Raw genomic sequence first — 23,614 nt, 5'->3', positions numbered from 1 at the left:
CGGCGCTCAGACGTCGAGCTTCTCCAGGACCTCGTCCGAGACGTCGAAGTTCGCCCACACGTTCTGGACGTCGTCGCTGTCCTCAAGGGCGTCGATCAGCCTGAAGACCTTGCGGGCGCCGTCCTCGTCGAGCGGGACGTTCATCGTCGGCACGAAGCTGGACTCGGCGGAGTCGTAGTCGATGTCGGCTTCCTGCAGGGCCTTGCGGACCGGGACGAGGTCGGTGGCCTCGGAGACGACCTCGAACTGGTCGCCGAGGTCGTTGACCTCCTCGGCACCGGCGTCGAGGACCGCGGTCAGCACGTCGTCCTCGCTCAGGGAGCCCTTGGGCACCAGCACGACGCCCTTGCGGTTGAACATGTAGGACACCGAGCCGGGGTCGGCCAGGGAGCCGCCGTTGCGGGTCAGCGCGACGCGGACCTCGGAGGCGGCGCGGTTGCGGTTGTCGGTGAGGCACTCGATCAGCACCGCGACCCCGCCGGGGGCGTAGCCCTCGTACATGATGGTCTGCCAGTCGGCGCCACCGGCCTCAAGGCCGCCGCCGCGCTTGCGGGCGCGCTCGATGTTGTCGATCGGGACCGAGCTCTTGCGCGCCTTGGTGATGGCGTCGTACAGAGTCGGGTTGCCGTCCGGGTCGGGGCCGCCGGTTCGGGCCGCGACCTCGATGTTCTTGATGAGCTTGGCGAACAGCTTGCCCCGCTTGGAGTCAAGCGCGGCCTTCTTGTGCTTCGTCGTCGCCCATTTGGAGTGGCCGGACATCGGCTAGAGCTCCCTCACCATGTCAACAAAATATGAATGCACACCGACATCCCCGGTAAGTTCCGGGTGGAAGGACGTGGCGAGCAGCGGTCCTTGGCGGACCGCGACGATCCTATCCCCAGCTTCGGCCCGAGCCAGCACTTCGACATCGGAACCGACAGATTCCACCCACGGGGCGCGGATGAAGATCGCCCGGATCGCGCCCCGGCCCGCGAAGTCGAGGTCGGCCTCGAAGGAGTCCACCTGACGGCCGAAGGCGTTGCGGCGGACCACCATGTCGATGCCGCCGACGGTCTGCTGGCCCTCGATGCCGCCCTCGATCCGGTCGGCCAGCATGATCATGCCCGCGCAGGAGCCGTACGCGGGCATGCCGCCCTTGATCCGCTGCCTGAGGGGTTCGAGGAGCTCGAAGATCTCGGCGAGTTTCCACATCGTGGTCGATTCCCCACCGGGGATGACCAGGCCGTCGACCTTCTCCAGCTCGCCGGGGCGCCGTACGGCGACGGCTCTGGCACCCGCCTCCTCCAGGGCGCGCGTGTGCTCGCGCACGTCTCCCTGCAGGGCGAACACTCCGATGGTCGGGGCGATGCTCACAGTGGTCCTCTCCAAGGGCTCGGAACGCCCCCTCAGCGTATGGCCACTACGCGTACCGCCCCAAACCGGTCTCAGGCCGAGGTGTCCTGTACGGCAGGCTCCTCATGTGGTGGCGCCTGCCGTACAGGACGGTCATGCCGGCGAGGCAGCAGGCCGCGCCCAGGAGGTACGGCACGGCGGGGCCGACCTCCTCGCCCAGTTTGGTGACGACGTAGGGGGCGAGGGCGCCGCCCATCCAGCGCACGAAGTTGTATCCGGCCGAGGCGACGGGCCTGGGCGCGTCGGAGACCTCCATGGCCGCCTCGGTGAACACGGTGTTGTTCAGGCCGATCGGGATGCCGGACAGGACGACGAAGGCGACGACGCCCGCCTGGCTTCCCGCGTGCTGTGACAGCGCGATGCCCACCTGCAGCAGGGCGAGCGCGCCCAGCGCGAGGTGGAGCGCGTTGACCGAGCCGACCGCGCGCCGCAGGGCGGGGGCGCCGAAGACCGAGGCCAGGGCCACGCAGACGCCCCAGCCGAAGAAGACCGCGCCGATGCCGTACGGCGACATGCCGAGGACGAAGGGGGTGAAGGCCAGGACGGTGAAGAAGGCGAAGTTGTAGAAGAACGCGGTGAAGGCCGTGGTGGACAGGCCACCGTGGGCCAGGGCGCGCAGCGGGTCGGACAGGCGGGTGCGCGTCGCGGGCTTCGGCGTGGCCCTCAGCAGGGTCGCGACGAGGACGAACCCGACGGCCATGAGGGTCGCGGTGCCGAAGAAGGGGGCGCGCCAGTTCCAGTCGCCGAGGGCGGCGCCGACCAGCGGCCCCATGGAGATGCCGAGGCCGAGGGCCGCCTCGTACAGGACGATGGCGGCCTCGGCGCCTCCGCTGGCCGCGCCGACGATCACCGCGAGGGCGGTCGCGACGAACAGGGAGTTGCCCAGGCCCCATCCGGCGCGAAAGCCGACGAGTTCCGCCACGCTGCCCGAGGTGCCGGACAGGGCGGCGAAGACGACGACCAGGGCCAGGCCGAGCAGCAGGGTGCGCTTGCCGCCGATCCTGCTGGAGACCCAGCCGGTGACGAGCATGGCCACCGCGGTGACCAGGAAGTAGCTGGTGAACAGCAGGGACACCTGGCTCGGGCCTGCGTTCAGGCCCTTGGCGATGGAGGGCAGGATCGGGTCGACGAGGCCGATGCCCATGAAGGCGACGACCGCGGCGAACGCGGTGGCCCACACGGACATCGGCTGGCGGAGGATTCCGTCACCCTTCTGCGCGGACGAGGACATGGCAGGCACTCCTTGGGAGGAAGGGGGATTCAGGGGCGGCCCAGTTTGGCCAGGGCGGGCAGCGCGGCGGCGACGGCCTCGCGTTCCGCCGGGGTGAGGGCGTCGAGCCGGTCGCCGAGATAGGCGATCCTGGCGCGCCGTACGGCCACCAGCCGGGCGCGGCCCTCGTCGGTGAGCTCGACGGTGCGGACCCTGGCGTCGGCGGGGTCGGCGCCCCGCGCGACCAGGCCGGGCTCCTCAAGGCGGTTGATCTGCACGGTCATGGTCGGCAGCTGGACGCCGTGTTCCTCGGCCAGCTCGGTCATCCTGCGCGGGCCGTCCTCCAGCGAGCCGAGCACGGCGTACTGCTGGCTGGTGACCGGCTGGCCGGCGACCGCGCGGCGCAGCAGCAGCACCAGGTGGCGCAGCTCCTTGGAGAGGCTCTCCGCGAGTTCATCCGTTGTCATAGTTAGTCAGTCTAACTTAGCCTGACTAACCATTATTCCGGAAAAAACGGGACGACGCGGGATATGCGTCGTCCCGTTGGGGTCAGGGGCGGTTGGTCTCCAGGTCGATGACCTCCCTGATGAGGTCGGCCTCCGGCTCCATGGGCATCCTGCTCGCCGCGGGGGCGACCGGGCGCAGGTAGGTCTGCCGCACTCCGGGCACCCGGTCCTCGACCACGAAGGTCGCCTTCACGTGCGCCTGGGCGCCGCCCTGCCGTACCTGCGGCAGGACCGTGAAGTCGGCGGTCAGCAGGTCCGGCTCGAACCGGGTGAGCACGTAGCCGCGCTGGTTGTTGTAGAAGCGCAGGTGCGGGTTGATCCTGAGGAACGGCTGCGTGCGCGGGTCGGAGTCGGCGCCGTCGCCACCGGTGGTCACGGAGGTCGTGACCAGCTCGGAGCCGACCGTCGGCGTGGTCGGGTCGTCGTAGTCGAGCTTGAGGTCGGCGGCCCAGTGGGCGTGCACGTCGCCGGTGAGCACGACCAGGTTGCGCACCCCCGCGTCCACCCACCCCTGGGTGATCCGCCGCCGCGAGGCGACGTAGCCGTCCCAGGCGTCCTGGCTGGTGATCTTGGCGGGTCCCTCGTCACTGTCGCGCTGGGCGAAGAAGACCTGCTGGCCGATGACGTCCCACCTCGCCCGCGACCTGCGGAAACCGTCCAGCAGCCAGCGCTCCTGGGCCTCCCCCGTGATCGAGCGCGCCGGGTCCGTAGCGGCCGGGCAGTCGCGGTAGCCGTCGCCGCAGCCCTGGTCGTCGCGGTACTGCCGGGTGTCGAGCATGTGGAAGGTGGCCAGGGTTCCCCAGTGGACGCGCCGGTAGAGCTGCGTGTCGATACCCTGGGGGACGGAGGTGCGCCGCAGCGGCATGTTCTCGTAGTAGGCGCGGAAGGCCGCGGCGCGCCGGGCGAGGAAGCCTGGCTGCGGGACCTCGGGGCGTTCCGGCACCTCGTCCGCCCAGTTGTTGTCCAGTTCGTGGTCGTCCCAGACGACCAGCCAGGGCGCTGCCGCGTGCGCCGCCCGCAGGTCGGGGTCGGTCTTGTACTGCGCGTGCCGCTGCCGGTAGTTCGCCAGCGTCTCGGTCTCGGGCCCCTCGTGGTCGCGGACGTTGCCGCCGGGGATGGTGTAGGTGTCGCGGGCGTACTCGTACTGGTAGTCGCCCAGATGCAGGACCAGGTCGGGCTCGTCCTCGGCCAGGCGCCGGTAGGCGGTGAAGTGGCCGTGCTCGTACTGGGCGCACGAGACGAAGGCCATCGTCAGGCCGGTGCCGAGGGCCAGCGGGTGCGGGGCGGTCCTGGCCCTGCCGACCGGCGACAGGTACGGCCCGGCCCTGAAGCGGTACCAGTACTCCCTGCCCGGGTCGAGGCCGTCGATCTCGACGTGGACTGAGTGTCCCCACTGCCTGTCCGCGACAGCCGTACCCCGCCTGACCAGTCTTCGGCCCGCCACGTCGGCGTAGACCTGCCACTGGACCGGGAAGGGGAGGTCGGGCATGCCGCCGAGGCCGTCCTCGGCCAGCGGCTGGGGGGCGAGCCTGGTCCAGATCACGAACCCGCCGGGGCTCGGATCACCGGAGGCGACGCCGAGGGTGAAGGGGTCGGAACGCGGTTGACGGGCGGAGGCGGCGGGAGTGGCCGGGGCGCCAAGGCGCGCCGCCGCGAGGCCGGTGACGCCGGTGACGAGGAAGGAGCGTCGGCTGAGCCGGGACATGGGGGCCCTTCTTGGGTCGTCGGACGTGGACGACCGCCAGCCTTACCCACGATCATGACTCAGCCGTTAACGTTCCCGGTCATGAAAAAGGCGGCGTCCCGCAAAGACGCCGCCTTCCCGTGGTCCAGCCCTACCAGCCGCGCTCCGCGAGGCGGTGCGGGGCCGGGATGTCGTCGACGTTGATGCCGACCATGGCCTCGCCCAGGCCCCGGGAGACCTTGGCGATGACGTCCGGGTCGTCGTAGAAGGTGGTGGCCTTGACGATCGCCGCGGCGCGCTGGGCCGGGTTGCCCGACTTGAAGATGCCGGAGCCGACGAACACGCCCTCCGCGCCGAGCTGCATCATCATCGCGGCGTCGGCCGGGGTCGCGATGCCGCCCGCGGTGAAGAGCACGACGGGCAGCTTGCCCGCCTTCGCGACCTCGGCCACCAGCTCGTACGGCGCCTGCAGCTCCTTGGCCGCGACGAACAGCTCGTCCTCGGGCAGCGAGGACAGCCGCTTGAGCTCACCGCGGATCTTGCGCATGTGCATGGTGGCGTTCGAGACGTCGCCGGTACCCGCCTCACCCTTGGAGCGGATCATCGCCGCGCCCTCGGTGATGCGGCGCAGCGCCTCGCCCAGGTTGGTCGCGCCACAGACGAAGGGCACGGTGAAGCGCCACTTGTCGATGTGGTTGGCGTAGTCGGCCGGGGTCAGCACCTCCGACTCGTCGATGTAGTCGACGCCGAGCGACTGGAGCACCTGCGCCTCGACGAAGTGGCCGATACGGGCCTTGGCCATGACCGGGATGGAGACGGCGGAGATGATGCCGTCGATCATGTCGGGGTCGCTCATCCGCGAGACGCCACCCTGGGCGCGGATGTCGGCGGGGACCCGCTCAAGGGCCATGACGGCGACGGCACCGGCGTCCTCTGCGATCTTGGCCTGCTCCGGGGTGACGACGTCCATGATGACGCCGCCCTTGAGCATCTCTGCCATGCCGCGCTTCACCCGGGCGGTTCCGGTGACGGCGGTCTCGGTGACTTCGGGCGTGCTGCTGGACACGGTCTCTACCTCACGACGGGTGGGATGCGGATCACGGTCCGCCTCCCTGGGCGGTTTCCGGCGTTCTCTATCGTAGGCGCTGGGTGGCATGTGCCCTTACACACCATCTTGTCGCGCTTACGCGATCTCCTTGGACATGATGGTAAGGACCGTAGCGGGTTTCAGGGAATGACAGGCTTGGGTGCGGCAAGCACGACCCACACCTGGCCGGGGGCGAAGTTCATCGGCTCACCCGCCTCGGTGCTGAAGACCGTGCCGTCCTCCTCGGTCTTGCGCGACCAGGTGGCCTTGAACGCCTTGCCGTCCCTGAGCACGACCGCCCTGCCCTTGCCGACGCTGTGCACCAGGGGCGTGTAGCTCTGGTTCAGGTCGTGATACTCCGAGCGTTCGGTCTTGGCGTACTGCACGACGATCGTGGGGGCGCCGAGCTGGCCGCCCTCGGCCGCCATGTCCTTCTTACCGTCCTGCCAGACCAGCCACCTGCCCGCCTGCTGCGACCAGGCGAAGGTGAAGCGCGCCGCCGGATACTTGACCGTGAACGCCTTCCTGTCCACGCCTCCCTCGGGGGCGTCGCCGAAGGTGAAGCCGATGTCCTTGGCCTTGGAGGCTCCCGGCGCCTTGGCCAGCAGTTGCTTGGTGGTGGCGAACAGGTTGTAGGGCGCGTAGCGGCCGGGCTCACGGTAGTAGGCGCCGGGGGCCCTGCTGTCGGAGACGTCCACCAGGGACGCCTCCTGGACCCTGGGGATCATCTTGGTCTGGACGCCCGAGTAGGCCAGGGCGGGCTTGCCGAACTGCGGAAGGATGTGCAGGTCGGAGATCCTGGCGCTGCGGACCGGGCCGATCTTGGGCGGCAGCTTCGAGGAGAAGATGGCCATCAACCGGGTCAGCCCCGCCTCGACCTGCTCGACGTAGACGATGTCGGCGCTCCTGAGACCGAGCTGGGGCTTGCCCGCCGAGGTGTTCTCGATCTTCGCGGCGAGCACGGGCCTGCGGGCGGCGCCGGGAAGCCCGGTGAAGGGATGGGTCGGCGGGGGCTCGGGGGTCGGCGTCTCCGACGCGGAGGGAGCGGCCTGCGGACTGCCTCCGGCTGCGGGCTCGTTCGAGGAACAGGCCGCCACGGGCCCGAGAACAGCCACTCCCGCCAGCGCGACGGCGATCATCCGGGGCACCCGCACGGTCTCATCTCCTCAAATCGGCCACGAAACGCCCAAGAGCTTACCTGTGACCGACTTGCCGGATATCCGAGTTCCGTCCGCCCTATTCGATGGCGAGCGCCTTCGGGGGGGTGTCGTCGATCTCGAAGAAGGCGGGATAGGCGGTGTGCCCGGCCAGCCTGAGGGTCCTGGCCAGCCACCGGCGCTGGGCGGTGCGCGTCACGTCCACGGCGTTGTTGTAGAAGCGGCGGGAGTAGATCACCTTGGCCACCGCGGCGTCCAGCTCCTCAAGCAACGGACCCCCCTCGGGAACGTCGGCCAGGCGGTCGCGGAAACGCTCCTGGTCCACGACCGCCCGCAGCGCGCGCGACAGGTCGCTCTCGGCGTGCTCACGCTCCTCGGGACCCGCGGTGCGGGCCTCGTGCGCCGCGGTGGCGAGCACCAGGCTCGTCGCCGGGTCGAGGAGCCGGGAGGCGGCCAGTTCGAGGGCCACGGCCGCCCGCCGTACCAGAGCGGCGTCCAGAGACTCGCGGGCCAGCTCAAGACGGATGTGCAGGCGGTCCAGGCGCCCGGCCCGCCAGGAGACGTAGACGGCGGTGAGCAGCACGATCGCGCCCACGACCAGGATCAGGGTGGTCGTCACCTATTAGTCGTCCTCCTCGACGCCCGTGGTGCCGGCGACGGTCTCGTAGACCCGCAGCACGTCGCGGGCGACCGTCGACCAGTCGTACTTCCACACCGCCTGCCGCGCCCCCTCGGACAGCTTGGCCCTGCGCACCGGGTCGTCGAGCAGCGCCGCGGCCTCACGGGCGAGCGAGGCGGCGTCGCCGGTCTCGAACAGCGCCCCCGCCTGGCCGTCGTCGAGCACCTTGCGGAAGGCGGGGATGTCACTGGCCAGGATCGCGGCACCGGCGGACATCGCCTCGGTGAGCACGATGCCGAAGCTCTCTCCGCCCAGGTTCGGCGCGCAGAACACGTCGACCGAGTGGTAGGCGCGGACCTTGTCCTCCTCGCTGACCATGCCGAGCAGGCCGACGCGGTCGCGGAAGGGGGCCGGGACCCGCGCCAGGGCCTCCTGCGCGTCCCCGGGACCGGCGACCAGCAGGCGCAGCCCGGGGCGTTTCTCGGCGAGCATGGCGAAGGCGTCGAGCAGCACGGGCAGCCCCTTGCGCGGCTCGTCCATCCGCCCGAGGAAGCCGATCACCTCGCCCTCGTCCCAGCCGGGCAGCGGCTCGGCGTCGGCGTAACGGCCGACCGCGACCCCGTTGGGGATGAGCACCGCGTCACCGCCGATGAACTCGACCAGGGTCTTCCTCGCGGCGTCGGAGACCGCGATCCGGCCGCTGATCTTCTCCAGCGCGCTCATGAGCACCGGCGTCGTGACCGACAGCGAGCGGTAACGCTCGTGGGAGGTGTGGAAGGTCGCCACGATCGGTCCCCTGGCCACCCAGCAGGCCAGCAGCCCGACGGACGGTACGGCGGGCTCGTGCACGTGCAGCACGTCGAACCGGCCCTCGCGCACCCAGCGCCGCACCCGGTTGGCCGACAGGAAGCCGAACGACAGCCTGGCGACCGAGCCGTTGAAGGGCACCGGGACCGCCCTGCCGACCGAGGTCACGTAGGCGGGAAGGGGGGCGTTCTCCGAGGCGGGGGCGATGACCGAGACCTGGTGCCCCTCCTCGATGAGGGCCTCGGCCAGGTCGCGGATGTGCGCCTGGACACCGCCGGGCACGTCCCAGGTGTAGGGGCAGACGATGCCGATCCTCACCGCCGCGCCGCCTTCCTGTCGTTCTCCGTGACGGTGGTCATGTCCGGGGCTCCAGGTCCTCCAGCCAGAGGCGCTGGAGCATGTGCCAGTCCTGCGGGTGCTCCGCGATGCCCTTCTCGAAGACGCAGGCCAGGGCCTGGGAGACGACCGCCACCTTCTCCGCGCGGGTGCCCTCCGCCGGGACGGTGATCTCGTCGTGGAACTGCAGGCCCCAGTCGTCTCCCTCGAACCACAGGATCGCCGGGATCAGCGCCGCCCCCGTGTGCACGGCCAGCAGGGCGGGCCCGGCCGGCATGCGCGTGGCCGAGCCGAAGAACTGGACCTCGACGCCCTTGGCCGTGAGGTCGCGCTCGGCGGGCAGCGCGACCGCGCCCCCCGCCCTCAGCCGCTGCGACAGGGTGCCGAAGGTGTGCCCGTCCCCCCCGGTCAGCGGCAGCACCTCCATGCCCAGCCCCTCCCTGAAGGCCGTGTAGCGCAGGAACAGCGACTCGGGCCGCAGCCGTTCGGCGACCGTGGTGAACGGGTGCCCCTCCGCGGTGAACCAGGCGCCCGCCATGTCCCAGTTGCCCATGTGCGGCAACGCCAGGACGACCCCTCGGCCCGCGTCGAGGTTGTCGTAGACCTGCTGGACGCCGGTGGCGCGCATGCGGGAGACGATCTCCTGCTTCGGCATGGAGGGCAGGCGGAAGACCTCGTGGAAGTAGCGGAAGTAGGAGCGCATGCCCTCGCGGCTCAGCTCCCTGATCGCCGGGTCGTCCTTCGAGGTGCCCTTCACCCGGGCGAGGTTGGCCTCAAGACGCAGGACGGAGGAGCCACGGCGCCTCCACAGCCGGTCGGCGGCCGTCCTGAAGGCCCAGGCCGTGAGGCGTTTCGGCAGGTGGGGGACGATCGCCCAGCCCGCGCCGAACCCCGCGGCGACGAGACGATCCTGGAGGGAGGGCTTGCCTGTCATCGCTTTTCCCGATCAGCGGAGGGGGCGTGACGCCGGGGAGGACGCCTGGCGGTAGACGTGCAGGAGACGCTGGACGACCGTGACTGCGCTTCCCACGGCGAGCAGCCAGAGCCCGACCGCCAGCACGTACGGCACGCCGAGCCCGCCGATCCCCGCGGCGACCAGTCCGACGACCAGCCGCTCCGGCCGTTCGACGAGACCGACGTCGCACGTCAGGCCGAGCCCCTCGGCCCTGGCCTTGACGTAGGAGACCACGGCCCCGGCGACCAGGCAGAACAACGCGACCATCGCCAGCACCCGCTGCCCGTCCAGCATGAGCCAGATCACCAGGCCGGAGAAGATGCCGGCGTCGCCGACGCGGTCGAGGGTCGAGTCGAGGAAGGCGCCCCACAGGCTGCCCGGGCCCGTCATCCTGGCCATGACCCCGTCGAGCAGGTCGGCCAGCACGAAAATAGTGATCACGACGCTGCCGGGGAACAACTGCCCACGGGGATAGAAGAAAAGAGCCGCGGCCACGGTGCCGATCGTGCCGACCGCGGTGACCATGTTGGGGCTGATCCCCCGGCGGGCGAGCGCCCTGCCAAGGGGGGTCAGGATTCGGGTCACGGCGGGGCGCAGAAGTTTCAGCATCGCGCTCCGATCGTAGGCCACACAACCTGTGAGCGCGCATCCAACGCTCCGCGACCGGATCACCTCGGCCCTCTTGTGATATTCGCCACATGGGTATTTGGTGAACACACCGCGTCCTTGCGGTGTACGGACGCGGCGGCGGACCCCGGGGTGTGGCCGCACGCGGCCGCGCTCCTTCGGCAACGACGCGGGAGGCGACGTGGCAGAGAAGGCAACCGGCGGGACAACGGGAGCCGCGGGTAGGGCGCCCGCGGCCGACCGGCCGGACATGATTCGCAATGTCGTGCTGGTCGGCCATTCCGGCTCGGGCAAGACGACCCTGGTGGAGACGCTGCTGGCCGCGACCAGGACCGTGCAGCGCGCGGGCCGGGTCGAGGACGGCGGCACGGTCAGCGACTTCGACGAGGTCGAGGTGCGCCAGCAGCGTTCGGTGAACCTGACCCTGGCCCCGCTGGTCCACAACGGCGTCAAGATCAACCTGCTGGACACCCCCGGTTACGCCGACTTCGTCGGTGACCTGCGTGCCGGGCTGCGCGCGGCGGACGCGGCGCTCTTCGTGGTCTCCGCCTCGGAGGGGATCGACGGCCTGACCCGGATGCTCTGGGAGGAGTGCGCGGCCGTCGGGATGCCCCGGGCCGTGGTGATCACGAAGCTCGACCACCAGCGGGCCGAGTTCGACGAGGTGCTGGCCGCCTGCCAGGACGCCTTCGGCGACGGCGTGGCCCCGCTGTACCTCCCGGTCACCGAGGGCGGCGAGCTGAAGGGCCTCGTCGGGCTGCTGACCCAGCGGTTCTACGGCTACGGCGGCGGCACGCGCTCTGAGAGCGACCCCGGCCCCGCGCAGCGGGACGGGATCGACGCCTACCGCCCCTCCCTGATCGAGGGGATCATCCAGGAGAGCGAGGACGAGTCCCTGATGGACCGTTACCTCTCGGGTGAGGAGATCGGCACCGAGACCCTCATCGGCGACCTGGAGAAAGCCGTGGCCCGCGGAGGCTTCTACCCGGTGCTCGCCACCGGGGGCGGCGTCGGTGCCTTCGAGGTCCTCGAACTCATCACCCAGGGCTTCCCCTCCCCGCTCGAACACCCGCTGCCCGAGATCACCACGATCGACGGCAAGCCGGTCACCGACATCGCCTGCGACCCGGACGGCCCGCTCGTGGCCGAGGTCGTCAAGACCACCAGCGACCCCTACGTCGGCCGCATCAGCCTGGTCAGGGTGTTCTCCGGGACACTGCGCCCCGACATGACCGTGCACGTCTCCGGCCACGGGCTGGCCGAGCGGGGGCACGAGGACCACGACGTGGACGAGCGCATCGGCACGCTCTCCTCTCCCCTGGGCAAACTCCAGCGCACGACCGGCAAGTGCGTGGCGGGCGACATCGCCGCGGTGGCGAAGCTGTCGCGCGCCGAGACCGGCGACACCCTGTCCGACAAGGAACAGCCGCTGCTGATGACCGCCTGGAGCATGCCCGACCCGCTGCTGCCGGTGGCGATCCAGGCGAGGTCGAAGGCCGACGACGACAAGCTCGGGCAGGCGCTGCAACGCCTGGTCGCCGAGGACCCGACGCTCAGGCTGGAGAACAACCCGGAGACCAGGCAGCTGGTGCTGTGGTGCATGGGCGAGGCCCACGCCGACGTCCTGCTGGACCGCCTGAGCAGGCGGCACGGCGTCGAGGTCGAGAAGATCGGGCTCCGGGTGCCGCTCAGGGAGACCTTCGGCGGCAGCTGCCAGGCCCTGGGCCGCAACGTCAAGCAGACCGGCGGGCACGGCCAGTACGCCATCTGCCACCTGGAGATCGAGCCGCTGCCCTCCGGCGGGGGGTTCGAGTTCGTCGACAAGATCGTCGGCGGCGTGGTGCCGCGTCAGTTCATCCCCTCCGTGGAGAAGGGGGTACGCACCCAGATGCAGCGCGGTGTGCTCGCCGGTTACCCGCTGGTCGACGTGCGGGTGACGCTGTACGACGGCAAGGCCCACTCCGTGGACTCCTCGGACATGGCCTTCCAGATCGCCGGGGCCCTCGCGCTGAAGGAGGCCGCCGCCAAGGTCCCCACGCTGCTGCTCGAACCTGTCGACGAGGTCACGGTGCTGGTCCCCGACGACCACGTCGGCTCGGTGATGTCCGACCTGTCCTCCCGGCGCGGGCGCGTGCTCGGCACCGAGCCGGTCGGCACCGGGCGCACGCTCGTCCGCGCGGAGGTGCCCGAGCTTGAGATCACCCGCTACGCGATCGACCTGAGGTCCATGTCGCACGGCACGGGGACGTTCAGGCGCGTCTTCCTGCGCTACGAGCCTTTGCCCGCCCACCTGGCGGACAAGGTCGCGAGCTGACCGGCACGGGGGCGTGGGCGTGGCCGCTCACGCCCCCCAAAGACTTGGCCACATAACAGTAACGTCACAGAACGATTTCTTTTTTTATGGCCAAAGCACCTCGGGCCCGATGACAGACTGATGAACCATGCGAACCGGACGTCCTTTGCTCGCCGCAACCGCCCTCGCTGTCGTCACGACCGGCGCGGCCTACACCTTCGGCCCGGACGCCCCTCCGGCCAAGCCGGCCAAGCACGCCAAGGTCTCCAAGACCAAGGCCGCCGACCCCGCCACGCAGGCCGGGACCAAGTCGGCCTCGGGCACGCTCGCGGCGGACAGCGTGACGGCGGCCTGCCCGACCGACGCGAAGTACCCCAAGCGGGAGATGCGCGGCATCTGGATCGCGACGGTGAAGAACATCGACTGGCCCTCGCGCACCGGCCTGACGCCCGCCCGGCAGCGCGCCGAGTACGTCAGGATCCTCGACGAGGCGGTCAAGCACCGCTTCAACGCGGTCTTCTTCCAGGTCCGCCCCGCCTCCGACGCGCTCTACAAGTCCTCTCTCGAACCCTGGTCCGAATATCTGACCGGTACGGCGGGCAAGGACCCGGGCTGGGACCCGCTGCCGTTCCTGATCGCCGAGGCCCACCGGCGCGGGCTTGAGTTCCACGCCTGGTTCAACCCCTACCGCGCCGCGTTCGAGGGGGGCATGGAAGGGCTGCCCGCCAACCACCCGGCCCGCAAGCACCCGGAGTGGATCGTCAAGCACGAGGGCAAGATCTACTACAACCCCGGTCTTCCCGCGGTCCGCGACCACGTCACCGCGGTCGTCAAGGACGTGGCGCAGCGCTACGACGTGGACGGCATCCACTTCGACGACTACTTCTACCCCTATCCCGGCGCGGGCGCCCCGTTCAACGACGACGCGGCCTTCAGGAAGTACGGCAAGGGCGCCAAGCGGGCCGACTGGCGGCGTGACAACGTCAACACGCTGATCTCCCAGGTCGACACGACGGTCCACCAGGTGAAGCCGTACCTCAAGTTCGGCGTGAGCCCCTTCGGGATCTGGCGCAACAAGGCGCAGGACCCGTCGGGCTCGGCCACCGGCGGCATGTCCGCCTACGACTCCATCTACGCCGACGCCCGCCACTGGATCAGGAAGGGCACGGTCGACTACGTCATCCCGCAGCTGTACTGGCCGCGTGGCTTCAAGGCCGCCGACTACGACGTGCTGGTGCCGTGGTGGGCCGCGCAGGTCAAGGGCACCGACGTGGACCTGTACATCGGGCAGGGCCTCTACCGGGTCGGGGCGACCGACAGCGCGGCCTGGAGGAAGGCGGGCGAGCTGGCCTCGCACCTGGCCCTGAACCGTAAGTACAAGGAGGTCAACGGCGACGTCTACTTCAGCGCCAAGCAGCTGCTGACCAACCCGCTCGGCGCGCTCGACCAGGTCGTCGCGAAGTACTACACCCGTCCCGCGCTGCTGCCGCTGATCAAGGGGCTCGGCGGCAAGGCCCCGGCGACGCCCGCGGACCTGAAGGCCCAGGACGGCGCGATCAGCTGGAACCCCTCCCCCGACGCCCGCTCCTACGCCGTCTACCGGGTGACCTCCGGCGACGCCGGTGAGTGCGCGACCGCGGACGCCCGCAACCTCGTCGCCGTCGTGCCCGCCTCCGGCCAGGGACGGCAGAGCTTCACCACGCGCGGGAGCGGGACCTACCTCGTCACCGCGCTCGACCGGCTGCAGAACGAGAGTCCAACTGCAAAGATCGTCATACCTTGACCCGATTCATACCGGTGAATCTGTTCTTCCGGTAGACCGCGGGTGGGCTCTTCCCCTACCTTCCCCTACGTCGCCGACGCACGGCGAAATCAGGGAGGTCTCTGGTGAGGCGAACGCTTGCCGCGTTTGCGCTGGTCCTGGGGGTGCTGTGGCCTGGGGCCGCGCACGCGGCGGCGCAACCGGCGGTCCGGGTCACGGCCCATGAGAACGGCCCCGCGCGGGTGGTGCTGATCGGGGTCCCCGGCCTGCTGTGGAGCGACCTGAGCCCCGGGGACACGCCGAACCTGTGGGCCCTGGCGGGCCAGAGCGCGAACGGATCGCTCTCGGTCCGCACGGTCGGCAGGGTGACCTGCTCCTACGACGGCTGGCTCACGGTCTCCGCCGGTGTCAGGTCGGCCGTCGGGTACGGCTGCGGCCTGCCGCCGGAGCCGACTCCCGAGGGTCAGGGCGCCGTCATCCCCGGCTACGACTACCTGTACCGGGTCGCGGGACAGCGCGGCACCGGGACGCTCGGCGAGGCCGTACACGCCGCGGGCGGATGCACGCTCGCGGTCGGGCCGGGGGCGGCGATCGCCCTGGCCGACCGGTCGGGCCGGGTCGACCGCTACGCCGCCTCGCCCGAGCAGCTGACACCGGGCGCGTTCGACGCCTGCCGGGTCGCCGCGATCGACGTGGACGACCTGGTCAGGCCGTACGTGACGGGCGGGCGGCTGCCCGAGACGGACAACGCCCTCACCCCCGAGCAGCGGACGCGGGCGCTGCGCCTCGCGGACGCCAAGGTAGGGGCGGCGCTGCGTGCCGTCCCACAGGACGCCGTCGTGCTGCTGGCGGGCCTGGGAGACCACGGGGGCACACCGCACCTGCGGGTGGCCATGATGCGCGCACAGGACGCCTCCGGCCGTTTCCTCGGGGCGCCCTCGACCCACCGTGAGGACGTCTCCATCCTGCCCGACATCACGGCCACGATGCTCGGCGTCGTGGGCGTGGCCGTACCCCCCTCGGTGATCGGGGTGCCCTGGAAGGTCTCGGCGAGCCGTACGGGCGGGACCGAGGGAGCCAAGGCCGAGCTGGTCGACGACGACGGGGCCGGTCAGACGATCAGGGACATGGGCGGGATCTTCTTCACCGCCGTGGCCGTGCTGCAGGTGCTGTTCTACGTCGTCGCCTTCCTGCTGATGCGCCGCAGGCGCGGGCTCGGCGGGATCAGAATCGCCGCGGTCACGCTGGCCTGCCTGCCGGTCTCGACCTACCTGGTCAACCTCCTCGCCTGGGAGCACGCGGGGACGCCGATGGCCGCCCTGGTCGGCGGGATCGCCGGGATCACGCTGCTGCTGGCCGCGGCGGCGCTGGCCGGGCCGTGGCGCCGTGCCCCGCTCGGGCCGCTGGTGTTCGTCACGGGCGTCACCGCGGCGACCCTCGCCGGTGACCTGATCACCGGGACGTACCTTCAGTTCAACAGCGTCATGGGCTACACCGCCGTGGTCGGCGCCCGTTACTCGGGCCTGGGCAACATCCCGTTCGCGCTGTTCGCCACCTCGGTGCTGCTGGTCGTGACCTCCATCGCCCACCGGCTCGCGGCCACGGGCCACAAGAAGGCGGCGGTCGGGGTCGTGGCGGCGCTGGGAGGCGTCGCGATGATCCTGGGCGGCTGGCCGGGGATCGGCAGCGACTTCGGCGGGGTGATCGCCTTCGTGCCCGGCATCGCCGTGACAGTGCTGCTGATCGCGGGCAGGCGGGTCTCGATCGTCAAGCTGGGCGCGTTCTGCGTGGCGGGCGGCGTCATCGTGATGACCATCGCCTACCTCGACTATCTGCGCCCGCCGGGCTCCCAGACGCACCTGGGCCGGTTCGTCGGCCAGATCTTCACCGGCGAGGCCTTCGAGGTGGTCAACCGCAAGCTCGCCGCGATGCTGGGCACGCTGCTCAACCCGAACCTGATGCCGATCGTGATCGCCGCGTTCGCCTTCCTGGTCTACGCGCTGCTGCGGCCGGACACCGCCAGCGCGGGGGTGCTGCCCGCCGCGTTCGAGCACTCCCCCACGCTGCGCGCCGGTCTGATCGGCACCCTGGTCAGCGGGGTCGTCGGCACCCTGGTCAACGACTCGGGCGCCGCGGTGCTGTCCATGGCGCTGGCGCTGGCCGTACCGCTGGCGCTGTCCGTCGGCGTCAGGGCCCTCGGCGAGGGCGCGGGAGACTACGCGGAGGCGGGCCAGGAGCCCGCGAGCAGTTCCCTGGTGTCGCGCAGCAGCTGAGGCAGCACCTTGGTGTGACCGACGACCGGCATGAAGTTGGTGTCCCCGCCCCAGCGGGGCACCACGTGCTGGTGCAGGTGCGCGGCGATGCCCGCCCCGGCGACGTCGCCGAGGTTCATGCCGACGTTGAAGCCCTGGGCGCCGCTGGCCTTGCGCAGGGCGGTGAGCGCCCGTCTGGTGAAGTCGGCGAGCTCGGCGGTCTCCACCTCGTCGAGGTCGGCGTAGTCGGCCACGTGCCGGTAGGGGCAGACCATCAGGTGGCCGGAGTTGTAGGGGTAGAGGTTGAGCACGGCGAAGACCGCGGTTCCCCTGGCGACGATCAGGCCGTCCTCGTCGCTCAGTTTCGGGATCTCGCAGAACGGACAGCCGTCGCCGGGGCCTGAGCCGACCGGCTTGTTCTCGCCCTTGATGTAGGCCATCCGGTGCGGAGTCCACAGTCGCTGGAAGTTGTCAGGGACCCCAGCCCCCGCCTGCTCGATCGGCTCACTCTCCTGCATGCATTGCAGCATAGGCCCACCGGTTTCGGCCGTCCCCAGCCGGTGCCGCCTGTATATGCGGACAAAGCGGCTTATTTTCCGGCAGAATCCTCGCGAGCACGACCACCGACAGCCGAGGAGCACCCATGACCGACGTCTCCGTCGAGGACATCGCCGAGGAGACCGACTCTCCCGCCGAGACCCCGGCCACCCGCCCGTTCCCGCTGAACCTCTCGGCGTCCCTGGCCGCCGCCCCCGTGGTGACCGAGGCCCCGTCCGCGGCCGCCGCCGTGGTGAAGGGCCGCATCAGGGTGGCGGACGAGGTGGTCGAGAAGGTCGCCGCCCTCGCGACGCTGGAGGTGGCCGGTGTCGTGGGGCTCGGCGAGGACCCCTCGGGCGTGCTGGAGGCCATCGGCGAGCGGGTCGCCACAGCCACAGCCACAGCCACGGGCAAGCGCGGGCGGGGCGTGAGCGCCCACGTCCAGGACCGCACGGTCGCGATCGACGTCTCGATCGTCGCGGAGTACGGCCACGTCGTGATGGACGTGGCCAACGAGGTCAAGAACAACGTGGCCCGCACGGTCAGCCGGATGCTGGGCATGCGGGTCGTCGAGGTCAACGTGGGCGTCGAGGACGTCCGCCTGCCCGGCGAGCCCGTGCCCGGCCGTCCCGCGCAGGACGCCTGACCCCCGGTGAGCGGCCCGTGCTCCTCCCATGAGTCACGGGCCGCACCGGAACCGGGTCAGACCTGGACGCGCCGCTCGATCGCGTCGACGATCTCGTCGATCGCCTGGGCGACGGGGACGCCGTTCTTCTGCTCGCCGTTGCGGAACCTGAAGGAGACCGCGCCGTTGGCGATGTCCTCGTCACCGGCCAGGAGCATGAACGGCACCTTGGACTTCTGGGCGTTGCGGATCTTCTTCTGCATACGGTCGCCGGAGGCGTCCACCTCGATCCTGACGCCCCGCTCGCGGGCCTTCTTGGCCACGTCCTGGAGGTAGGGGACATGGGCGTCGCCGATCGGGATACCGACGACCTGCACCGGGGCGAGCCAGGGAGGGAAGGCGCCCGCGTAGTGCTCAACCAGGACGCCGAAGAAGCGCTCGATCGAGCCGAACAGCGCCCGGTGGATCATGATGGGCTGCTGCCGGGAGCCGTCCGACGACTGGTACTCCAGCTCGAAGAGCTTCGGCAGGTTGAAGTCGAGCTGGATTGTCGACATCTGCCAGCTACGCCCGATGGCGTCGCGCGCCTGCACGGAGATCTTCGGCCCGTAGAACGCCGCCCCGCCGGGGTCGAGGACCAGGTCGAGGTTCTCCGACTCGGCGACCTCGCGCAGCGTCGCGGTCGCCTCCTCCCAGTCCTCGTCGGAGCCGACGAACTTCTCCGGGTCCTTGGTGGACAGCTCAAGGTAGAAGTCGTCGAGACCGTAGTCGCGCAGCAGGTCGAGCACGAACCTCAGCAGCGACTTCAGCTCGTCGCGCATCTGGTCACGGGTGCAGTAGATGTGCGCGTCGTCCTGGGTCAGGCCGCGCACCCGGGTCAGGCCGTGGACGACGCCCGACTTCTCGTAGCGGTAGACGGTGCCGAACTCGAACAGCCGCAGCGGCAGCTCACGGTAGGAACGCCCGCGCGACCTGAAGATCAGGTTGTGCATCGGGCAGTTCATCGGCTTGAGGTAGTAGCTGGCGCCCTCAAGCTCCATGGGCGGGAACATGCCGTCGGCGTACCAGTCGAGGTGGCCGGAGATCTCGTAGAGGTGACCCTTGGTGATGTGCGGGGTGTTGACGAAGGAGTAGTCGGCCTCCTCGTGCCTGCGCCGCGAGTAGTCCTCAAGCACCTTGCGGATCACGCCACCCTTGGGGTGGAAGACCGGCAGGCCCGAGCCCAGCTCGTCGGGGAAGGAGAACAGGTCGAGCTCGGCGCCCAGCTTGCGGTGGTCGCGCTTCTCGGCCTCCTCCAGCATGTGGAGATACTCGTCCTGGCGCTCCCTGGACTCCCACGCGGTGCCGTAGATGCGCTGGAGCTGCGGGTTCTTCTCGCTTCCCCGCCAGTAGGCGCCACCGGTGCGCATCAGCTTGAACGCCGGGATGGACCGGGTGCTGGGCACGTGCGGCCCCCGGCACAGGTCCTTCCAGCACAGCTCGCCGGTCTTGGGGTCGAGATTGTCGTAGATGGTCAGCTCCGCGCCGCCCACCTCGACGCTCTCCTCGGCGTCACCGCCGCCCTTGAGCCCGATCAGCTCCAGCTTGTACGGCTCGGCCGCCAGCTCCTCGCGCGCCTCCTCGTCGGAGACCCTCCTGCGGGAGAACAGCTGCCCCTGCTTGACGATCTCCCGCATGCGCTTCTCGACGCGCTTGAGGTCGTCGGGGGTGAAGGGGTCCTTGACGTCGAAGTCGTAGTAGAAGCCGTTCTCGACCGGCGGGCCGATGCCGAGCCTGGCGTCGGGGAAGATCTCCTGGACCGCCTGGGCCATGACGTGGGCGGTCGAGTGGCGCACGATGGCCCGGCCGTCGGCGCTGGCCGCCTCGACGGGCTCGACCTGGTCGCCGTCGGAGACCACGGCCGCGAGGTCCCTCAGCTCACCGTTGACCCTGGCGGCGACCACTGATCGCCCGTCCGCCCCGAGGGCGTCGCCGTACGTCGTGCCCCCCGCCACCACACGCTCGGCTCCGGCGAGGGTGATGCGAAGTTCTGACACGGGCGACACGGTTGCTCCCTGGTGTGCGTGAGGCTGGATTCCCTGAGAATCCGACTATGGAATCCGATGCTACCGGTCTCTGTCACGCCTTTTTCCAGCGCGACGCCGGGGCCGGTAGCCAAGCGAGGTGAGCTGCGTCCTGGTCCCGCGGAAGACGTTGCGGTCCAGCGGTTTGTGAGAGTACTGGTGGATGGTCCACCTGTTCCAGGGGTCCGGGATCTCCGGTCTGCCCGTCGGATGGTCGGGGGCGGCGATCCACAGCGGGTGGTCCTCAAGACCGGCGCAGTTGCCCTCGTAGGCGAAGGACAGATAGGTGTAGATCACCGGCCTGACCCCGGCGCGGGCGGTGACGGCCTCGCACCAGGCGCGGGCGAAACGGGCGACCTTCCTCGGCGGCAGCCGGTCGGCGGTCTCCAGGTCGAGGGCGAGCAGGTCACCGTGGCGCAGCCCGCCCGCCCGCTCGACCGTCCCGAGGAAGCGGCGCGCCTGCTCCTCGGGGTCTCCCGTCGGCCTGGCGAAGTGGTAGGCCCCGCAGACGATCCAGTTCTCCCGCATGCCGGTCCAGTTGCGCTCGAACCACCGGTCGGTGAAGGTGCTCCCCTCGGTGGCCTTGGCGAAGGCGAAGGCCACGCCGTCGTCGGCGTGCTCGCCCCAGTCGACGGCCCCCTGCCAGTTCGACACGTCTATGCCACGCAACATGGACAACATGGCGGCCAGGCTATTGACGGGACGGCGCTCACACACGCGGGCCACACCCTCGCCGTACGGCCGTTGCACCCGCTTTGACTAGGCTTGGTCGGCGTGAACGCAGCAGCTCAGACCTCCGGCGCCCATGGCGTCGGCATCGCCACCATTACCTCAGAAGGCACCTCGGCCGGGACCGTGCTCGACACCTGGTTCCCCGACCCGCGACTGGGTGACCCCGTCTCGCCGGGCACCAGGCGGCTGACCGCCGAGGAGGCCGTCCAGGCCCTCGGTCCCGAGGTCGCCACACTGCTCGGACCCGACGAGGCCAGGGGGGTCGAGGTCGTCGCGGTCTCCGTCGGGATCACCAAGCTGTCGGAGGCCCCCGTCGACACCCACGACGTCTACCTCCGGCTCCACCTGCTCTCCGCCCGTCTCGTCCAGCCGCACGGGCAGAGCCTGGACGGCATCTTCGGCCTGCTCGCCAACGTGGCGTGGACCAGTCACGGCCCGTGCCCCGTGGAGAACTTCGAGTCCGTACGGCTGCGCCTGCGCGCCCGTGGCCCGGTGACCGTCTACGGCGTGGACAAGTTCCCCAGGATGGTCGACTACGTGGTGCCCTCCGGGGTGCGGATCGCCGACGCCGACCGGGTCCGCCTCGGCGCCCACCTGGCCGCGGGCACGACGGTGATGCACGAGGGGTTCGTCAACTTCAACGCGGGGACGCTCGGCACGTCCATGGTCGAGGGCCGCATCTCGGCGGGCGTGGTCGTCGGCGACGGCTCCGACGTCGGCGGCGGTGCCTCGATCATGGGCACCCTGTCCGGCGGCGGCAAGCAGGTCATCTCCATCGGGAGCCGCTGCCTGCTCGGCGCCAACAGCGGCGTGGGCATCTCCCTGGGCGACGACTGCGTCGTCGAGGCCGGTCTGTACGTCACGGCCGGGACGAAGGTCGTCCTGCCCGACGGGAAGGTCGCCAAGGCCGCCGAGCTGTCCGGCGCCTCGGGCCTGCTGTTCCGCCGCAACTCGACAACGGGTGCCGTCGAGGTCGTGACCCGCACGGGCACCGGCATCGAGCTCAACAGCGCCCTGCACGCCAACGACTGATCCCGCGCGCCCACCGCGACCCCGGCGGCCTGCGGGATGTCACCCTCGGGCCGCCTGCCTGCCAAGGTTATCCCCGCGAACCGGTACGGGCGGGATCGGCGGGGAGGGCGGCATGGGCGGTCGGGAAATGGCACGCGATGAGCCGGGTACGGCGACGGCCCGGCTGGTGACCGGGGTGTTCGCCCCGCAGGTGCTGGTCATCGCGCTGCCCCCGGTCGTGGGGCTGCTGGCCGACGGCTGGCCGGGCGTCCTGTGGGGCCTGGGGACCTCGGCGCTGTGCGGCGGGGTCCCCGCCGGGGTGATCCTGGCCGGGGTCCGCTCCGGGCGGCTCGACTCCCACCACCTGGTGGACCGCGCGAGCCGGACGAAGCCGCTGCTCGTCGCCGTGTGCGCGGTGCTGGCCGCGCTGGTGCTGCTGGTCGTGCTGCGCGCCCCGACGCTGCTGGTCGCCACGGTGACCGCGATGCTGGCCGCCCTCGCGGTGACGGTCCCGGTCACGCTCAGGTGGAAGATCTCCTTCCACGCCGCCGTGTCCGCGGGCAGCGTGGTCGTGCTCTCCCGCGTGCTGCCCGCCGTACCGACACTGGCCGCGGGGGCGCTGGTCCTGGCCGTCGTCTGCTGGGCCAGGGTACGGCTCGGCCACCACAGTCCGGCCCAGGTGGGGGCCGGGGCACTGGTCGGGCTGGGCACCGCGTGGACGGCCCTGAGCGCGTTCGGCGTCTGAGTGCAGCATGATTCTCTTATGCCGAAAAATCGTGATTCGCTGTGGTCTATCGGGTCGAGTGGCTCGATCCTGTCCATTGGCTCGTCCGGCTCGATCCTGTCGATAGGGTCGGCCGGTTCCATCCTGTCGATCGGCTCGGCGGCCTCGGCCGTCTCGATCTTCTCGGTCGGCTCCGTGCTGTCGGCGGGCTCGGTCCTGTCGGGGCTCTCGGGCCTGTCCGTCCTCGCCTGGCGTTCCAGGAAGGCGGTCATGAAGGCGCGCGTCACAAAAGGGTCTTGAGGAACTCCCGTGTCCTGCGGCCCTCGGCGAACACGGCGGCGACGAAGTCGGTGACCCCGGCCTCCGCCAGCTCACTGACCCTGGCCGAGGCGCTCTCCTCGTCCCCGACGATCGCGACGTCCGCGGGGCCCGCCGCCCCCTCCCTGTCGAGGACCGCCCGGTAGGACGGCAGCTCGCCGTACAGGGCGAACAGCTCGGCGGCCTTCGCCCGCGCGCTCTCGGCGTCGTCGGTGACGCAGATCGGCAGGACGCACACGATCCTGGGGGCGGGCCGTCCCGCGTCCCGCGCGGCCTCGGTCACGGCGGGCGCGATGTGCTCGGCCACGGTCCTCGGGCCGGTCATCCACAGCACGGTCCCGTCGGCCAGCTCGCCCGCCAGCTTGAGCATGCGCGGGGCCAGCGCGGCGACCAGCACGGGCAGGTCCCCGGCGCCCGGGGTGGTCAGCCCGATCCGCGCGGTGAGGGTCTCGCCCTCGAAGGCCACCTGCTCGCCGCGCAGGAGGGGCACCAGGACCGAAAGATACTCGCGCATGTATCTGGCGGGCCGGTCGAAGCTGTAGCCGTACATGCCCTCGATGACGACCTTGTGCGACAGGCCGACCCCCAGGGCGAGCCTGCCGTCGAGGGCGGCGTTGACGGTGAGCGCCTGCTGGGCCAGCGCGGCGGGGTGGCGGGGGTAGACGGGCACGACGGAGGTGCCGAGTTCGATCCCGGGCACCTGGTTGCCCGCGACGGCGAGCGCGGTCAGCGCGTCGAGGCCGAAGATGTTGGACAGCCAGGCGGAGGAGAAGCCGTCGTCGGCCGCCCTCGCGATCTGCTTGCGCAGGTTTGCCAGTTCGTCGGGCCCTCCGGGCTCACCGAGCGACAGTCCGATCCGCACCACAGAACTCCGTTCTCGTGACTGCGGCCAGTTTAGGCACCTGTTGATCGTTTTT

General features: G+C 70.6%; 22 protein-coding genes. 7 read left to right on the top strand and 15 right to left on the bottom strand.

What is annotated here, in order from left to right:
- Positions 1 to 6: 6 nt before the first annotated feature.
- From FHS44_RS19275 to pgsA, 11 genes are all read right to left on the bottom strand, one after another.
- Positions 7 to 759 (bottom strand): YebC/PmpR family DNA-binding transcriptional regulator, encoded by a 753-nt coding sequence (locus FHS44_RS19275; RefSeq protein WP_184716466.1) that lies wholly within the window; start codon positions 757 to 759, stop codon positions 7 to 9.
- A gap of 3 nt (positions 760 to 762) precedes the next feature.
- Complete coding sequence (pdxT, locus tag FHS44_RS19270) at positions 763 to 1,353, bottom strand: pyridoxal 5'-phosphate synthase glutaminase subunit PdxT (RefSeq protein WP_184716464.1); 591 nt, start codon at positions 1,351 to 1,353, stop codon at positions 763 to 765.
- A gap of 46 nt (positions 1,354 to 1,399) precedes the next feature.
- On the bottom strand, positions 1,400 to 2,623 hold the full coding sequence (locus tag FHS44_RS19265; RefSeq protein WP_184716462.1) for an MFS transporter: 1,224 nt from the start codon (positions 2,621 to 2,623) through the stop codon (positions 1,400 to 1,402).
- Positions 2,624 to 2,652: 29 nt separating this feature from the next.
- Positions 2,653 to 3,069 (bottom strand): MarR family winged helix-turn-helix transcriptional regulator, encoded by a 417-nt coding sequence (locus tag FHS44_RS19260; protein ID WP_184716460.1) that lies wholly within the window; start codon positions 3,067 to 3,069, stop codon positions 2,653 to 2,655.
- Between the two features lie 82 nt (positions 3,070 to 3,151).
- Positions 3,152 to 4,813 carry an alkaline phosphatase D family protein gene (locus tag FHS44_RS19255; RefSeq protein ID WP_184716458.1) on the bottom strand — a complete coding sequence of 554 codons (1,662 nt, stop codon included), beginning with the start codon at positions 4,811 to 4,813 and terminating at the stop codon, positions 3,152 to 3,154.
- Between the two features lie 130 nt (positions 4,814 to 4,943).
- Entirely contained in the window at positions 4,944 to 5,858 is a 915-nt protein-coding gene (gene pdxS / locus FHS44_RS19250) for a pyridoxal 5'-phosphate synthase lyase subunit PdxS (RefSeq protein ID WP_184716456.1), read from the bottom strand.
- A 161-nt stretch (positions 5,859 to 6,019) separates the two neighbouring features.
- A complete protein-coding gene (locus tag FHS44_RS19245; protein WP_312863723.1) occupies positions 6,020 to 7,033 on the bottom strand; it encodes a DUF3048 domain-containing protein in 1,014 nt (337 codons plus the stop codon).
- Between the two features lie 82 nt (positions 7,034 to 7,115).
- A complete protein-coding gene (locus tag FHS44_RS19240) occupies positions 7,116 to 7,655 on the bottom strand; it encodes a LemA family protein (protein ID WP_184716454.1) in 540 nt (179 codons plus the stop codon).
- 3 nt (positions 7,656 to 7,658) lie between these two features.
- A complete protein-coding gene (locus tag FHS44_RS19235; RefSeq protein WP_184716452.1) occupies positions 7,659 to 8,780 on the bottom strand; it encodes a glycosyltransferase family 4 protein in 1,122 nt (373 codons plus the stop codon).
- A gap of 37 nt (positions 8,781 to 8,817) precedes the next feature.
- The gene (locus tag FHS44_RS19230; RefSeq protein WP_184716450.1) at positions 8,818 to 9,732 is read right to left on the bottom strand and encodes a phosphatidylinositol mannoside acyltransferase; all 915 of its coding nucleotides are present in this window, start codon (positions 9,730 to 9,732) and stop codon (positions 8,818 to 8,820) included.
- Positions 9,733 to 9,744: 12 nt separating this feature from the next.
- Complete coding sequence (gene pgsA, locus FHS44_RS19225) at positions 9,745 to 10,362, bottom strand: phosphatidylinositol phosphate synthase (protein WP_184716448.1); 618 nt, start codon at positions 10,360 to 10,362, stop codon at positions 9,745 to 9,747.
- 199 nt (positions 10,363 to 10,561) lie between these two features.
- On the opposite strand from pgsA, the gene FHS44_RS19220 reads away from it, so the two are divergent.
- The 3 genes from FHS44_RS19220 (at position 10,562) to FHS44_RS19210 (ending at position 16,708) form a co-directional block, all read left to right on the top strand.
- Positions 10,562 to 12,694: an elongation factor G-like protein EF-G2 gene (locus FHS44_RS19220; RefSeq protein ID WP_184716446.1), complete on the top strand. Its 2,133-nt coding sequence runs from the start codon at positions 10,562 to 10,564 to the stop codon at positions 12,692 to 12,694.
- A gap of 127 nt (positions 12,695 to 12,821) precedes the next feature.
- Positions 12,822 to 14,456, top strand: coding sequence for a glycoside hydrolase family 10-like protein (locus FHS44_RS19215; protein ID WP_184716444.1), 1,635 nt, complete (start codon positions 12,822 to 12,824; stop codon positions 14,454 to 14,456).
- A gap of 104 nt (positions 14,457 to 14,560) precedes the next feature.
- The gene (locus tag FHS44_RS19210) at positions 14,561 to 16,708 is read left to right on the top strand and encodes a hypothetical protein (RefSeq protein ID WP_184716442.1); all 2,148 of its coding nucleotides are present in this window, start codon (positions 14,561 to 14,563) and stop codon (positions 16,706 to 16,708) included.
- Here FHS44_RS19210 and FHS44_RS19205 read toward each other — a convergent pair.
- Positions 16,651 to 17,205: an HIT family protein gene (locus tag FHS44_RS19205; RefSeq protein ID WP_246435619.1), complete on the bottom strand. Its 555-nt coding sequence runs from the start codon at positions 17,203 to 17,205 to the stop codon at positions 16,651 to 16,653. The two genes, FHS44_RS19210 and FHS44_RS19205, sit on opposite strands and share 58 nt — an antisense overlap.
- A gap of 125 nt (positions 17,206 to 17,330) precedes the next feature.
- Between FHS44_RS19205 and FHS44_RS19200 the strand changes: the two genes are divergently transcribed.
- The gene (locus FHS44_RS19200; RefSeq protein ID WP_184716440.1) at positions 17,331 to 17,870 is read left to right on the top strand and encodes an Asp23/Gls24 family envelope stress response protein; all 540 of its coding nucleotides are present in this window, start codon (positions 17,331 to 17,333) and stop codon (positions 17,868 to 17,870) included.
- A 56-nt stretch (positions 17,871 to 17,926) separates the two neighbouring features.
- On the opposite strand, the gene thrS is transcribed toward FHS44_RS19200, so the two are convergent.
- A complete protein-coding gene (gene thrS / locus FHS44_RS19195) occupies positions 17,927 to 19,894 on the bottom strand; it encodes a threonine--tRNA ligase (RefSeq protein WP_184716439.1) in 1,968 nt (655 codons plus the stop codon).
- A 60-nt stretch (positions 19,895 to 19,954) separates the two neighbouring features.
- Complete coding sequence (locus tag FHS44_RS19190; protein WP_184716438.1) at positions 19,955 to 20,593, bottom strand: glycoside hydrolase family 25 protein; 639 nt, start codon at positions 20,591 to 20,593, stop codon at positions 19,955 to 19,957.
- A 93-nt stretch (positions 20,594 to 20,686) separates the two neighbouring features.
- On the opposite strand from FHS44_RS19190, the gene dapD reads away from it, so the two are divergent.
- From dapD to FHS44_RS19175, 3 genes are all read left to right on the top strand, one after another.
- Positions 20,687 to 21,676 carry a 2,3,4,5-tetrahydropyridine-2,6-dicarboxylate N-succinyltransferase gene (dapD, locus tag FHS44_RS19185; RefSeq protein ID WP_184716437.1) on the top strand — a complete coding sequence of 330 codons (990 nt, stop codon included), beginning with the start codon at positions 20,687 to 20,689 and terminating at the stop codon, positions 21,674 to 21,676.
- Between the two features lie 112 nt (positions 21,677 to 21,788).
- Entirely contained in the window at positions 21,789 to 22,400 is a 612-nt protein-coding gene (locus tag FHS44_RS19180) for a phosphatase PAP2 family protein (protein WP_184716436.1), read from the top strand.
- 18 nt (positions 22,401 to 22,418) lie between these two features.
- On the top strand, positions 22,419 to 22,679 hold the full coding sequence (locus FHS44_RS19175) for a hypothetical protein (RefSeq protein ID WP_184716434.1): 261 nt from the start codon (positions 22,419 to 22,421) through the stop codon (positions 22,677 to 22,679).
- On the opposite strand, the gene FHS44_RS19170 is transcribed toward FHS44_RS19175, so the two are convergent.
- Complete coding sequence (locus tag FHS44_RS19170; RefSeq protein WP_184716432.1) at positions 22,663 to 23,559, bottom strand: LLM class F420-dependent oxidoreductase; 897 nt, start codon at positions 23,557 to 23,559, stop codon at positions 22,663 to 22,665. The genes FHS44_RS19175 and FHS44_RS19170 overlap by 17 nt on opposite strands.
- Positions 23,560 to 23,614: the final 55 nt, after the last annotated feature.

Source organism: Streptosporangium saharense, assembly GCF_014203715.1.
GTDB classification, from domain to species: domain Bacteria; phylum Actinomycetota; class Actinomycetes; order Streptosporangiales; family Streptosporangiaceae; genus Streptosporangium; species Streptosporangium saharense.
Note: the sequence above shows the minus strand (reverse complement) of the source record. Positions and strands in the feature narration are given on the sequence as shown.

Excerpts from the sequence above, each read along its gene's own strand:
- FHS44_RS19275 (WP_184716466.1), bottom strand. The coding sequence starts at position 759 with ATGTCCGGCCACTCCAAATGGGCGACGACGAAGCACAAGAAGGCCGCG.
- FHS44_RS19265 (WP_184716462.1), bottom strand. The coding sequence starts at position 2,623 with ATGTCCTCGTCCGCGCAGAAGGGTGACGGAATCCTCCGCCAGCCGATG.
- FHS44_RS19260 (WP_184716460.1), bottom strand. The coding sequence starts at position 3,069 with ATGACAACGGATGAACTCGCGGAGAGCCTCTCCAAGGAGCTGCGCCAC.
- FHS44_RS19255 (WP_184716458.1), bottom strand. The coding sequence starts at position 4,813 with ATGTCCCGGCTCAGCCGACGCTCCTTCCTCGTCACCGGCGTCACCGGC.
- FHS44_RS19230 (WP_184716450.1), bottom strand. The coding sequence starts at position 9,732 with ATGACAGGCAAGCCCTCCCTCCAGGATCGTCTCGTCGCCGCGGGGTTC.
- pgsA (WP_184716448.1), bottom strand. The coding sequence starts at position 10,362 with ATGCTGAAACTTCTGCGCCCCGCCGTGACCCGAATCCTGACCCCCCTT.
- FHS44_RS19215 (WP_184716444.1), top strand. The coding sequence starts at position 12,822 with ATGCGAACCGGACGTCCTTTGCTCGCCGCAACCGCCCTCGCTGTCGTC.
- FHS44_RS19205 (WP_246435619.1), bottom strand. The coding sequence starts at position 17,205 with ATGCAGGAGAGTGAGCCGATCGAGCAGGCGGGGGCTGGGGTCCCTGAC.
- FHS44_RS19200 (WP_184716440.1), top strand. The coding sequence starts at position 17,331 with ATGACCGACGTCTCCGTCGAGGACATCGCCGAGGAGACCGACTCTCCC.
- FHS44_RS19190 (WP_184716438.1), bottom strand. The coding sequence starts at position 20,593 with ATGTTGTCCATGTTGCGTGGCATAGACGTGTCGAACTGGCAGGGGGCC.
- FHS44_RS19180 (WP_184716436.1), top strand. The coding sequence starts at position 21,789 with ATGGGCGGTCGGGAAATGGCACGCGATGAGCCGGGTACGGCGACGGCC.
- FHS44_RS19175 (WP_184716434.1), top strand. The coding sequence starts at position 22,419 with ATGCCGAAAAATCGTGATTCGCTGTGGTCTATCGGGTCGAGTGGCTCG.